Annotated in this window: 8 protein-coding genes and 1 riboswitch; of the genes, 3 read left to right on the top strand and 5 right to left on the bottom strand. The window is 55.1% G+C overall.

The genetic code is table 11. The annotated features are described in order from the left end of the window. Positions 1 to 107: 107 nt before the first annotated feature. A complete protein-coding gene (metH, locus tag AC6I8W_RS01320; RefSeq protein WP_497836660.1) occupies positions 108 to 3,839 on the top strand; it encodes a methionine synthase in 3,732 nt (1,243 codons plus the stop codon). Positions 3,840 to 3,944: 105 nt separating this feature from the next. Here the strand turns inward: metH and AC6I8W_RS01325 are convergent, their stop codons facing one another. From AC6I8W_RS01325 to pgi, 5 genes are all read right to left on the bottom strand, one after another. Continuing rightward, positions 3,945 to 6,035 (bottom strand): YjbH domain-containing protein, encoded by a 2,091-nt coding sequence (locus AC6I8W_RS01325; protein ID WP_497836661.1) that lies wholly within the window; start codon positions 6,033 to 6,035, stop codon positions 3,945 to 3,947. After that, complete coding sequence (locus AC6I8W_RS01330; protein WP_497836662.1) at positions 6,035 to 6,772, bottom strand: capsule biosynthesis GfcC D2 domain-containing protein; 738 nt, start codon at positions 6,770 to 6,772, stop codon at positions 6,035 to 6,037. The genes AC6I8W_RS01325 and AC6I8W_RS01330 overlap by 1 nt, the downstream gene beginning before the upstream one ends. Then, positions 6,769 to 7,416, bottom strand: coding sequence for a YjbF family lipoprotein (locus tag AC6I8W_RS01335; protein ID WP_497836663.1), 648 nt, complete (start codon positions 7,414 to 7,416; stop codon positions 6,769 to 6,771). Before AC6I8W_RS01335 ends, AC6I8W_RS01330 begins: the two co-directional genes overlap by 4 nt. A 74-nt stretch (positions 7,417 to 7,490) precedes the next feature. After that, positions 7,491 to 7,739: an exopolysaccharide production protein YjbE gene (yjbE, locus tag AC6I8W_RS01340; protein WP_021186261.1), complete on the bottom strand. Its 249-nt coding sequence runs from the start codon at positions 7,737 to 7,739 to the stop codon at positions 7,491 to 7,493. A gap of 515 nt (positions 7,740 to 8,254) precedes the next feature. Then, a complete protein-coding gene (gene pgi / locus AC6I8W_RS01345) occupies positions 8,255 to 9,901 on the bottom strand; it encodes a glucose-6-phosphate isomerase (protein ID WP_497838083.1) in 1,647 nt (548 codons plus the stop codon). 418 nt (positions 9,902 to 10,319) lie between these two features. Then, a riboswitch (Lysine riboswitch) is annotated at positions 10,320 to 10,514 on the top strand. Between the two features lie 113 nt (positions 10,515 to 10,627). Here pgi and lysC point away from each other — a divergent pair. Together lysC and aqpZ are read left to right on the top strand one after the other, a co-directional pair. Next, a complete protein-coding gene (gene lysC, locus AC6I8W_RS01350) occupies positions 10,628 to 11,983 on the top strand; it encodes a lysine-sensitive aspartokinase 3 (RefSeq protein ID WP_497836664.1) in 1,356 nt (451 codons plus the stop codon). A 261-nt stretch (positions 11,984 to 12,244) separates the two neighbouring features. After that, positions 12,245 to 12,937, top strand: a complete 693-nt coding sequence (gene aqpZ, locus AC6I8W_RS01355) for an aquaporin Z (RefSeq protein ID WP_497836665.1) — start codon at positions 12,245 to 12,247, stop codon at positions 12,935 to 12,937. Positions 12,938 to 13,056: the final 119 nt, after the last annotated feature.

Consider the following 13,056-nt stretch of genomic DNA (forward strand, 5'->3'; position numbering starts at 1 on the left):
TTTCGCCCGGTGAATGCAAACCCTGGCTTACTGGTCGGATCTGTAAAGTCACAGCCTGAAAATGTCTCATCCGTCATAACTTTTACCCACCGGAAAGTTATGCCAGTATGTCTGGCTGGCATTTCAGCCAACGCAATGACGTGGATGAGGCAAGAGTGAGCAACAGAATAGAAGCGCTGCATCAGCAGCTCGCGCGACGCATCATGATTCTGGACGGTGGCATGGGCACCATGATCCAGAGTTATAAACTGAACGAGCAGGATTTTCGCGGCAACCGTTTTGCCGACTGGCCGTGCGACCTCAAAGGTAACAACGACTTGCTGGTGCTGTCCAAACCCGAGGTGATCCGTGAGATCCATGACGCTTACCTCGCGGCGGGTGCTGATATTCTTGAAACCAACACCTTCAACTCCACCACCATCGCGATGGCGGATTATGAGATGGAAGCGCTGTCGGCGGAGATCAACTTCGAGGCAGCAAAACTGGCACGTGCCTGTGCCGATGAATGGAGCGCGAAAACTCCTGAGCGTCCGCGCTACGTGGCCGGGGTGCTTGGCCCGACCAACCGTACCTGCTCCATTTCACCAGACGTCAACGATCCCGCTTTCCGCAACATCACCTTTAATCAGCTGGTGGACGCCTATCGCGAATCCACCCACGCGCTAATCAAAGGCGGTTCTGACCTGATCATGATCGAAACGGTGTTCGATACCCTGAACGCCAAAGCGGCAATCTACGCGGTGCAGGTGGAGATGGAGGCGATGGGGGTGCAGCTGCCGCTGATGATCTCCGGCACCATAACCGATGCCTCTGGCCGTACCCTGTCCGGCCAGACCACTGAAGCCTTCTATAACTCGCTGCGCCACGCAGAGCCGCTCTCCTTCGGACTGAACTGTGCGCTGGGGCCGGATGAGCTGCGCCAGTATGTCGCCGAGCTGTCGCGCATTGCCGAAGGTTACGTCACCGCGCACCCCAATGCCGGTCTGCCCAACGCCTTTGGCGAATATGATCTCGATGCGGCCACCATGGCGCAGCAGGTTGGCGAATGGGCGCGCGCGGGCTTTCTGAATATTATCGGCGGTTGCTGCGGCACCACGCCGGAGCATATCGCAGCGATGGCGGCGGTAGTGGACGGCGTTGCGCCACGTCAGCTGCCGGATCTGCCGGTGGCATGCCGTTTATCCGGGCTGGAGCCGCTGAATATCAGCGCTGACTCGTTATTCGTCAACGTGGGCGAACGTACCAACGTCACCGGTTCGGCAAAATTTAAGCGTCTGATTAAAGAAGAGAAGTATAACGAAGCGCTGGATGTGGCGCGTCAGCAGGTGGAAAGCGGCGCGCAAATCATCGATATCAACATGGACGAAGGTATGCTGGATGCGGAAGCGGCGATGGTGCGCTTCCTCAACCTGATTGCCGGAGAACCGGATATCGCCCGTGTGCCGATCATGATCGACTCCTCTAAATGGGAGGTGATTGAGAAAGGGCTGCAATGCATCCAGGGCAAAGGCATCGTTAACTCGATATCGATGAAAGAGGGGATTGAACCCTTTATCGATCACGCCCGTAAAGTGCGACGTTACGGTGCGGCGATGGTGGTGATGGCGTTTGACGAAGTCGGTCAGGCGGACACACGCGCGCGCAAAATCGAAATCTGCCGCCGTGCCTACCAGATCCTCACGGAAGAGGTGGGCTTCCCGCCGGAAGATATCATCTTCGACCCGAATATTTTTGCCGTTGCCACCGGTATTGAAGAACACAACAACTATGCGATGGATTTCATCGGTGCCTGTGAAGATATCAAGCGCGAGTTGCCACATGCGATGATTTCTGGCGGCGTGTCAAACGTGTCGTTCTCCTTCCGGGGTAATGACCCGGTACGCGAAGCGATCCACGCGGTGTTCCTCTACTACGCGATTCGCAACGGCATGGACATGGGTATTGTCAATGCCGGCCAGCTGGCGATTTATGACGACTTACCCGCTGAACTGCGCGATGCGGTGGAGGATGTGATCCTCAACCGTCGTGATGACGGCACCGAGCGCCTGCTGGATTTGGCGGAGAAATACCGTGCTGCCAAAGGCGATGGCGAGCAGGAAAAACAGCAAGCGGAATGGCGCAGTTGGGATGTGGTCAAGCGTCTTGAATATTCGCTGGTTAAAGGCATCACCGAGTTTATCGAGCTGGACACCGAAGAGGCGCGCCAGGCGTCAGCACGCCCCATTGAAGTGATTGAAGGGCCGCTGATGTCGGGCATGAACGTGGTGGGCGACCTGTTCGGTGAAGGGAAAATGTTCCTGCCGCAGGTGGTGAAATCCGCACGCGTGATGAAGCAGGCGGTGGCTTATCTCGAACCCTATATTCAGGCCAGCAAAGAAGCCGGGCGCAGCAACGGCAAAATTGTGCTGGCGACGGTGAAGGGCGACGTGCACGACATCGGTAAAAATATCGTTGGCGTGGTGCTGCAATGTAACAACTACGAAATCATCGATCTTGGCGTGATGGTGCCGAGCGATAAAATCCTCAAAACGGCGATTGCGGAAAACGCCGACATTATCGGTCTCTCCGGGCTGATCACCCCGTCGCTGGATGAGATGGTCAACGTGGCAAAAGAGATGGAGCGTCAGGGCTTCACTATGCCGCTGTTGATTGGCGGCGCGACCACCTCCAAAGCGCATACCGCAGTCAAAATCGAGCAGAACTACAGCGGCCCGACGGTGTACGTACAGAACGCCTCGCGCACCGTTGGTGTGGTTTCTTCGCTGCTGTCCCCGACGTTGAAGGAAGATTTTGTTGCACGTACGCGCAAAGAGTACGACACCGTGCGTATTCAGCACGCGCGTAAAAAGCCGCGCACGCCGCCGGTCAGCCTGCAAACCGCGCGCGAGAATGATTTCTCTTTTGACTGGGAAAGCTATACGCCGCCGGTGGCGCATCGTCTCGGGGTCACGGCGGTGGAAGCCAGCATCGAAACGCTGCGTAACTACATCGACTGGACGCCGTTTTTTATGACCTGGTCGCTGGCCGGGAAATATCCGCGCATTCTGCAAGATGAAGTGGTGGGCGAAGAGGCGCAGCGTCTGTTCCATGACGCAAACGCGATGCTCGACATGCTAGGCCAGAAAGGTACGCTTCAGCCGCGCGGCGTGGTGGGGATTTTCCCGGCGAACCGCGTCGGCGATGATATCGAAATTTACAGCGATGAAAACCGTAACCAGGTTTTGTGTGTGAGCCATCACTTACGCCAGCAGACGGAAAAAACCGACTTTGCTAACTACTGTCTGGCCGACTTCGTGGCACCGAAATCAAGTGGCAAAGCGGACTATCTTGGTGCTTTTGCGGTCACCGGTGGGCTGGAAGAAGATGCACTGGCTGAGGCGTATGACCAGCAGCACGATGACTACAACAAAATCATGATCAAAGCGGTGGCGGATCGTCTGGCCGAGGCTTTCGCGGAGTATTTGCACGAACGAGTGCGTAAGGTGATCTGGGGCTTTGCTGCTCATGAAAACCTCAGCAATGACGAACTGATTCGTGAGAATTATCAGGGCATCCGTCCGGCACCGGGTTATCCGGCATGCCCGGAGCACACGGAGAAAGCGCAGATCTGGCAGCTGCTGGATGTGGAAACCCATACCGGTATGAAGCTGACCGAGTCCTTTGCCATGTGGCCGGGGGCGTCAGTATCGGGCTGGTATTTCAGCCATCCTGACAGTCGCTATTTCGCTGTGGCGCAGATTCAGCGCGACCAGGTGGAAGATTACGCGGTGCGTAAAGGGATGAGCATCAGTGAAGTGGAGCGCTGGTTAGCTCCCAACCTCGGCTACGACGCGGATTGATCCTGGCGCGATGAATCGCGCCGCTACAAGTATGTACAGAGCCGTAGCGGCGCGATTTATCGCGCAAGTTTGGGCGACCCACCGGGCCGTCCATTTTTATGGCGGTTAGTTAAACCGCGCATCACGATCAGACGTCATATCATACAGCTGGTATTTGCGTCCCAGCATCTGACCGCCATCACGCGTCAACGGCACCCAGTTCACCTGCGCACGACCACGCGTTGGTGTCACCGTAAACAGGTCCATCGGAATCGAGATATAGAAGCCTTTGGTGAAGCTGCCTTCGCCATACTCTTCCGCCGAAACGTTGGTTTTGGTGGCGTAGAAGCCGACGATAACGCCGCTGTCGAACTGTTTCGACATATCGACCGTTACACCTTTATCCTTCGCCAGATATTGACCCACGCTGGCTTTCACCAACACGTTTTCCATAAACCACGGACGCCAGTAGGCGGTCAGGTTGCCGGTCGGGGCTTTGTAATCGGTGAACTTCATCATGTTGTCCCAGTCACGCTGCTTGACGTAGTTGGCATCGACGCCAAACGCCCAGTTGCTGTCGACCGGACGGTACAACACCTCACCACCGACACCGCCATACATGGTTTCCAGATAACCACCGTACACCTGACCGTAGAAGCCATTACCGAGGTAATGCATGTAGTTGGCTTGCAGGTCATTGATATAAACGTTGTTCTCAACGTACTGGCGAATATGGGTACGCACGCGCGGCAGGCCGTTACTGGCCGATAAGCCATTGTAATTAAACTTATCGTAGTTGTTGGCAATGTTGCCGAACAGGCTGCCGCCGACCAGCAGATGATCCGTCAGCCAGTAATCGACGTTACCCATCACGCCGACCTGGTACATATAGAAACTTTCAGGCCCACCGACCGACTGATTCAGCACTGGCGACAGGCTGTAGTTCAGCCGATCCTTACGGATGAAATAGCCCTGCTCGGTTTCACCCGGATCGACCGGATCGATACGTGTCTGTTGCAGTGGCTGCTCCTGACCCAGCGGGTAACCACTGAGGTCGTTGTGCAGGCTGGCGACGTCAGTGCGGGTGGTCACCTGTGGCATATTGAAGCGCGACTCGGTCACATCAATGGTTTTAATGCCTGCCGGCAAATTATTCATGACGATACGGTTAGCACGATCGACGCCTTCGGTGGTGTCACGGTATTTGGTCTGTTCACCAGAGACATACAGCGTGTCACCTTTGGTCTGAATCTGCGGGCCATCAAGACCGGCGTTATATTTCAGGTCGGTCAGCTGGTTTGCCACCACGGTCGACTGCAACAAATCGCCCTGCGGCTGTGGATTGTAGGCCGGTTTGGCGCTGTCGATATGTGCCTGGCGCAAATCATTAAAGTTGGTGCGAATGGTGAAGCCAAACATGAAGGTATTGCCGCGTTCATAGCTGGCGTTGATATCCGCCCAGTCGGTGACCCGATAAATTGCCCCGACGTTAACTTTGCTGCGCTGCTCCAGGCGACCGGCAAAGTCATCCTGGTAGTCGTTGCCTTCGTATTCGACTTTCAGACGCAGCGGCTGCCACGGCGTCTGGTACTCAATACCGCCAAACAGCGCGGCAGGGCCGTGGAACATCTGTGACCCGTTAATCGAACCGGTTTCGCCGCCGCTGCTACGGCTACAGAAACTGGCGCTGTAAGAACAGAACGGGTTTTTGATGCTGCCGCTGTTGCCGAGATAGCCCCAGCCGATGCCGAAGGTGAAATCGAACGGCCCCCAGGCTTTGGTGCCCACCAGATATTCGCTGTCGAACAGGCCGGTACCACCCAAATCACGGGTGCCGACCGCCACTTCCGGCAGCCAGTAGCTCTCTTGCCACAGGCGCAGTTTCAGGTCGAAGGCTTTGTCTTTATAACTCTGGTCACCACTGAAACTCTCGCTGGCGCTGTAACGACGGGTACGTACGTCGGTGTAGCGCACCGTACTTTCGAGCCATGGGAACAGTTGCAGCGACGCCGAATAGTAGCGGTACTGGTCGTTGTTGCGATAGTTGAGGCTGAATTCACCATCACGTGACATACGTGCGGTCGGCACCTGCATCAGGCCGACACCGCCGAAGTCAGATTGTGACGGGCCAATTGGCTCGTCATAGCTTGCCGCCTGTACGTTACAGGCCGCGGAAACAGCAACAGCCAACAGGCTGAGAAGGTAGTGTTTTTTCATCAGTCTGGAATCCGGTGAGTCAGAACAGAAATCATGCGGTCATTCAGGTCGCTCTGGCCCCATGGCAGGCTCCACGATGAAAAACCGAGCCAGATGATGCTGCCTGGCTCTACTTCTACATGACGATGATTCCAGTACGCGATCGGCACCTGCTGCGTCGCGCCAGAGGGCGCAATCACCGTGGCGAAGCTGCGTTCACCACCAGAAAGACGTTCGTGATCGGCCAGATAGCTGCGCACCGTACGACCCGGTTGCCAGCTCACTTTGCCGGGATGCTCCAGCGCACCGAGCACCAGCACCTGAGTCGGTGGTGCCAGCGTGTAGAGGTCATAGCTGCCTTGCAAGGTACGATTGGCTTCCGGTCGGATGCGCACCCAGTCGGGATCGAGCGAGGTAAACTGACGACCCGTCACCTGGGTCGTGGCTAACTGCTGGATAACCGCGCCAATGGCGGCGGCGCGGTCTCCGCTGTTATCCGCCTGCCAGGCCCGCAAATCGGCCAGCAATTGTTGTTGTTGTTGTTTTGCCACCGCCGTGGCAGCACGTTCGGCAATCACCGTGCCGGGCCACCAGCTGTGGATTGCCGGGTTGGTCACCAGTTGGCTGAGGTTTTGCGCATGGTCAACCTGGAAGGTGGCGCGATTCTGTCCGTCATGGACGATAACTTGGCTATCGGCCAGCGCGTTGCCCGCAGTGAACAGCGCCAGTCCCGCCAGCAAAGACGTTATTTTTTTCATGATTTCGCCGGTTTCAGAATGGTGGTTTCAATCGGGAATTCGCCTGCCGCCAGCATCTGCGTGGCCTGCATCACGGTGCCGTCGCGGTTATCGAGCCAGAAGGTGTTCTGCCACTCACGACCGATGCTGTCGATGCGCACCGTCTCGTGCCATACCCGGCAGGGAACGCGTTCACCCGCGATATTCAGCACCTCATCATCACCGCGCTGAAATTGGGAGACGGCGGTAGCGGCGCGCAGATTATTTTGCTCACGCCACTGCACCAGGCGGGTCCAGCTGGCACCGTTTTGCAGGTGCAGCGGGTTGGCCAGTGGATCTTGCGCCAGATTGCTGACGTCAATCAGGTTGTCGGTCAGGCCCAGGGTTTTCACCAGGCGTCCATGCTGCATCACCAGCATCGCCTTATCCTGAGTTATCCATTTTTGCTGACCATTTTCGTTGTAACCCAGCACCACAAAGATGCGCTGGCCTTCGTTGATGCGGGCGTAGAGGCTGGCGTAGGGCAGACTGGCAACCTGCTCATTGGTTACCGTGACATCATCCGGTCCGTTGATAGCAAGCATCACGGTCTGTTCCAGACCTTTTTGCGTTTGAGTACAGGCCTGCAACAACAGGCAGAGAAGCAGCAAAGGAAGTCGGCGCACTGTGTGTCCCTGATTAAACGAATCAAAGCAAAAAATAACCACACGAATGTGTGGTTATGTTTAAAGGTGCTACATCAACGAGTGGTGCCCGTTGTGGTCGTGGTTGTTGTACCGGTATTTGCACCGTCACCACCGCCAGAAGCGGCAATGCCGAGACCTACCAACGCACCGAGAGCACCGATACCCACAGCGGTTGATGCACCAGCGGACATAGCACCCGCCTGCGCACCTGCTGCAGCACCAGCTTCTTCCGGTGCGGCAATCGCAGCGGAAGAAACGGCAACGTAGAGTAAGGCTGCTCCGGCAACCATAAGTTTTTTCATAACAGCTTTCCTGCATTTTAAATGAATGAAGGATTTACCCTTTTAGGGCGCGTTCAGTATAGGGCAACAAATTACCAGAGTTCAGCGCGAGAGGAAGGGGGCGAAAATAACGAACGGTTCTGGTGGAAAATAAGGCAAATTAGCGATAGCTGCTTTTTTTTATTGGTGTTTTTATTTGAACTGGAATAACTGCATGGTCGTGGGATTGCAGGCAGGATTTTTCACTTTTGCATTAAGAATTGGTACGGAATCGGAATATTCGGATTTACCTTAATATGAATAAATAAAAAGAATCTATTAATCATGATGATACAGATGTAATTTGACTTAAATAGATCCATGTTTTTTAGAGGTTAGTTCAATTTGCGTGCAAAATCTTCAGAATTTGCCTAAGGCATTTTAAGAATTATCTAACCAACAATGGTCCACTAAATAACAAATTTATGCGGGTTATTGGATATTAGACGTAAAAAAGGCGGCCATATTGCCGCCTTATGACAAAACCTGAAAAAAGATTAACGCCAGGATTTGTAGCGATTAATTAAGCCATTGGTGGAACTGTCGTGGCTGGCAATTTTCGCGTCATTTTCCAGTTCTGGCAGAATACGATTGGCCAGTTGTTTACCCAGTTCAACGCCCCATTGGTCAAAGGTAAAGATATTGAGGATGGCACCCTGCGTGAAGATTTTGTGTTCATACAGCGCAATCAAGGCACCGAGGCTGAACGGGGTGATTTCACGCAGCAGGATGGAGTTGGTTGGGCGGTTACCTTCAAACACCTTGAACGGTACGATATGCGCCACCGACTCGGCGGATTTACCGGCGTCGGTAAACTCTTTTTCCACCACCTCGCGTGCCTTACCAAACGCCAGCGCTTCAGTCTGAGCGAAGAAGTTCGACAGCAGCTTCGGATGATGATCGGTGAGGGCGTTATGGGTTTGCGCCGGGGCGATAAAGTCACACGGGATCAGTTTGGTGCCCTGATGGATCAGCTGATAGAACGCGTGCTGACCATTGGTGCCCGGTTCACCCCAGATGATCGGACCGGTCTGGTAATCCACGGCGTTACCGTCGCGATCGACGTATTTACCGTTGGACTCCATGTTGCCCTGCTGGAAGTAGGCAGCAAAACGATGCATGTACTGGTCGTACGGCAGAATGGCTTCGGTTTCGGCACCAAAGAAGTTGTTGTACCAAATACCGATTAACGCCAGCAGTACCGGCAGGTTCTGCTCGGCAGGCGTGGTGGAGAAGTGTTTGTCCATCGCGTGCGCGCCGCTCAGCAGCTGCTCGAAATTATCGAAGCCGATGGACAGGATGATCGACAGGCCAATCGCTGACCACAGGGAATAACGACCGCCGACCCAGTCCCAGAACTCGAACATATTGGCGGTATCAATACCGAACTCACCGACCGCTTTGCCGTTGGTGGAGAGCGCCGCGAAGTGTTTCGCCACATGCTGTTGATCGCCAGCGGCTTTCAGGAACCAGTCACGCGCGCTGTGGGCGTTGGTCATGGTTTCCTGCGTGGTGAAGGTTTTGGAGGCGACGAGGAACAGCGTGGTTTCCGGGCTGAGATCTTTCAGCGTTTCGGCAATATGGGTGCCATCGACGTTGGAAACAAAATGCATGTTCAGGTGGTTTTTATACGGACGCAGCGCTTCGGTCACCATGAACGGACCCAGGTCAGAGCCGCCGATACCGATGTTCACCACGTCGGTAATGGCTTTGCCGGTATAGCCTTTCCACTCACCGCTGATGATGCGCTCAGAGAAGCCTTTCATCTTCGCCAGCACCGCATTCACTTCCGGCATCACATCTTTGCCATCGACCACAATCGGTGTGTTGCTCCGGTTACGCAGGGCGACGTGCAGCACGGCACGGTCTTCGGTGCGGTTGATCTTCTCACCGGAGAACATGGATTTGATCGCGCTTGCCAGATCGGTCTCTTTTGCCAGCGCCTGTAATTTGTCGAGGGTTTCTTGGGTAATACGGTTTTTTGAGAAATCCACCAGCATCTGATCGTCAAAGGTGGCAGAGAATTTCGCAAAACGATCGGCATCCTGAGCGAACAGGTCGGCGATCTGCACCGATTTCATCTGGTCAAAATGCTGCTGCAGCGCTTTCCAGGCTGCGGTTTGTGTCGGATTGATATTTTTCATGGCAACACTCTTGTTGAAATAAAAAGAACTGTCATTCCAACCGGGCGCATCCAGCTGGCCCGGTTTGCTTAGCATTCTGGCGGCGACTTCTGCTGCCGCGACGGGTTTCAGTATGACCACAGTTGCTACTGAAAGGAAAAAAATTGTGATTTCGCGCACCGTTGCCGGATCGCATCCGGCAGGGTTGCTGCGATGATTCCGGAGCATTTTCAGCAAAATCCGCTGTGGATTCCCTGTGCCGTATCAGGAAATGGCCGGATTGCCTGCCACCAGCCACTACTTTAGGCGGGAGTTATCCCAACTGTTTGTTCTGCGATGCGCACGCCGTACCGCGAATGTGAAAAATCCTCAAACATCAGGCGTTGACAGCGGAACAATTAACCGATATTTATGTGCGCGCTACTTACGCCTCCGGGTGTAAGCCAGAAGAGGCGCGTCGCCCAGGCAGTGTGTTGGAGGAACCGTATCCGGGGATAACACATCAGGGGGTGCGACGCCGAGGTGGGGCAACACGCGGAGTGTTGTGCTGTCGGCTGCAGGGGCTGAATCCTCTGGGTTGTCACCAGAAACGTCCACAGTCGGACGTTTCGCAAGGTGAAGCGCTTCTGGGTGACTCGTCTCATGATCTTGTCTGCCCATTTCTGCTCTTCTCTTGTGCCAAGGCTGATAGAATGTCTCCCGTCCCAACAAAGCGGGAGAAAGATAACCTGACACGAGGTTCGTTACATGTCTCAAACTCTGATCGTGGCGAAATTTGGCGGCACCAGCGTTGCCGATTTTGATGCCATGAACCGCAGCGCCAACGTGGTGCTGTCCGATACCAATACCCGTTTGGTGGTTCTGTCCGCCTCGGCTGGTGTCACCAACCTGCTGGTATCCCTCTCTGAAGGCAAAGAACAGGCGCAACGCGCGACTCTGCTGGATGAAATTCGCCGTATTCAATACGCCATCATCGATCGTCTGCAATCTCCGCAAGTGATCCGTGAAGAGATCGATCGCATGCTGGAAAACATCGGCATGCTGTCGGAAGCGGCGGCGCTGGCAACCTCAAATGCGCTGACTGATGAACTGGTTAGCCACGGCGAGCTGATGTCGACGCTGCTGTTCGTGGAAATTCTGCGCGAGCGTCAAATCAACGCTGAGTGGTTTGATGTACGTAAAGTGATGCGTACCAGCGACCGCTTTGGCCGTGCTGAACCGGATGTGGCGGCATTGAAAGAACAATCCGCGGCATTGCTGGCACCCCGCACCGCGCAGGCGCTGGTGGTGACGCAGGGCTTTATCGGTAGCGAAAGCAAAGGTCGTACCACCACGCTGGGCCGTGGCGGTAGCGACTATACCGCTGCGCTGTTGGGTGAAGCATTGCAGGCGGTGCGCGTTGATATCTGGACTGACGTGCCGGGTATCTACACTACCGATCCGCGTGTGGTGCCTGCCGCTCGGCGCATCGATGAAATCACCTTCGAAGAAGCCGCCGAAATGGCGACTTTTGGTGCCAAAGTGCTGCATCCGGCGACGCTGTTACCGGCTGTGCGCAGTGATATCCCGGTATTTGTCGGCTCCAGTAAAGAGCCGGCCGCTGGTGGTACGCGAGTGTGCAACGAGACGCAAAACCCGCCGCTGTTCCGGGCGTTGGCGATGCGCCGTAAGCAAACGCTGTTGACGCTGCACAGCCTGAACATGTTGCACGCACGTGGCTTCCTGGCCGAAGTGTTTGCCATCCTGGCGCGCCACAGTATCTCCGTCGATCTGATCACTACCTCCGAAGTGAGTGTGGCGCTGACGCTGGATACCACCGGTTCCACCTCCACCGGTGACAGCCTGTTGACGCAGGCACTGCTGACCGAGCTGTCTTCGCTGTGCCGCGTAGAAGTGGAAGAGAATCTCGCGCTGGTGGCGATTATCGGTAACAACCTGTCGAAAGCCTGCGGTGTGGGCAAAGAAGTGTTTGGTGCCCTGGAGCCGTTCAACCTGCGGATGATTTGCTATGGAGCCAGCAGTTACAATCTGTGCTTCCTGGTGCCGGGCGGTGACGCCGAAGAAGTCGTACGTGCCCTGCATAAAAATCTTTTTGGCTGTTAAAAGAATTTTTGAGCATGAATGAAGCCGGACATGGTCCGGCTTTTTTATTTATTAACGAAGCTAAACAATTAATTAAGCATCGGCTCAGGCCGTAATCCGCACCACTATTATTTCCCGCTTCGCTTCAATCCGCCCCGCAAGCGCCTGTTTTGCGCTGGAATTGTCTAAAAAGCCCACTACGCTCACTGTGAACGGTTGCGCTACCGTAACCACGAGTGACAATTCTGACGCTAAATCATCAATATTATTGAGGGAATCGCTATGCAAAAGTTCGTTGCAGAGTTCTTCGGTACTTTTGTTCTGGTGTTAGGGGGGTGCGGCAGTGCTGTGCTGGCCGCTGCGTTTCCACAATTGGGCATTGGCTTTGCGGGCGTGGCGCTGGCATTTGGTTTGACGGTGTTGGTGATGGCGTTCGCCGTCGGACACATTTCGGGCGGGCATTTTAATCCGGCAGTGACCGTTGGCGTGATGATGGGCGGGCGCTTTCCGGCTAGCCTGGTGGTGCCCTATATCGTTTCGCAACTGCTGGGTGCGATAGCCGCGGCGGCGGTGTTGTATCTGATCGCCAGCGGCAAAGCAGATTTTGATGTTGCGGCCAGTGGTTTTGCCTCCAACGGCTATGGCGAGCATTCACCCGGTGGTTTTAACCTGTTGTCGGGGATGATTAGCGAAACGGTACTCAGCGCGGTGTTCCTGATTGTCATTATGGGGGCTACCGATAAACGTGCACCGGTGGGATTCGCGCCGATCGCTATTGGTCTGGCACTGACGCTGATCCATCTGGTGAGCATTCCGGTGACCAATACCTCCGTCAATCCGGCACGCAGTACCGGCGTAGCGTTGTTCCAGGGCGGTTGGGCGCTGTCGCAGCTGTGGATGTTCTGGCTGATGCCCATCATCGGCGGTGCAATTGGTGGTGTGATCTACCGCTTTTTACTGGAAAAAGCAGAGTAATTTCGGCTAATTCACCCGGATCGGCAGCAGCCGATCCGCATTTTCACTTCCTGCCTTACCTCACGATAACGAAATGTTATGATCCCGCGTCCGTCGTGGCAGCCGTTTCCTGCCCGACA

The organism is Pantoea sp. X-Soil-TKNS-1211, from assembly GCF_059730495.1.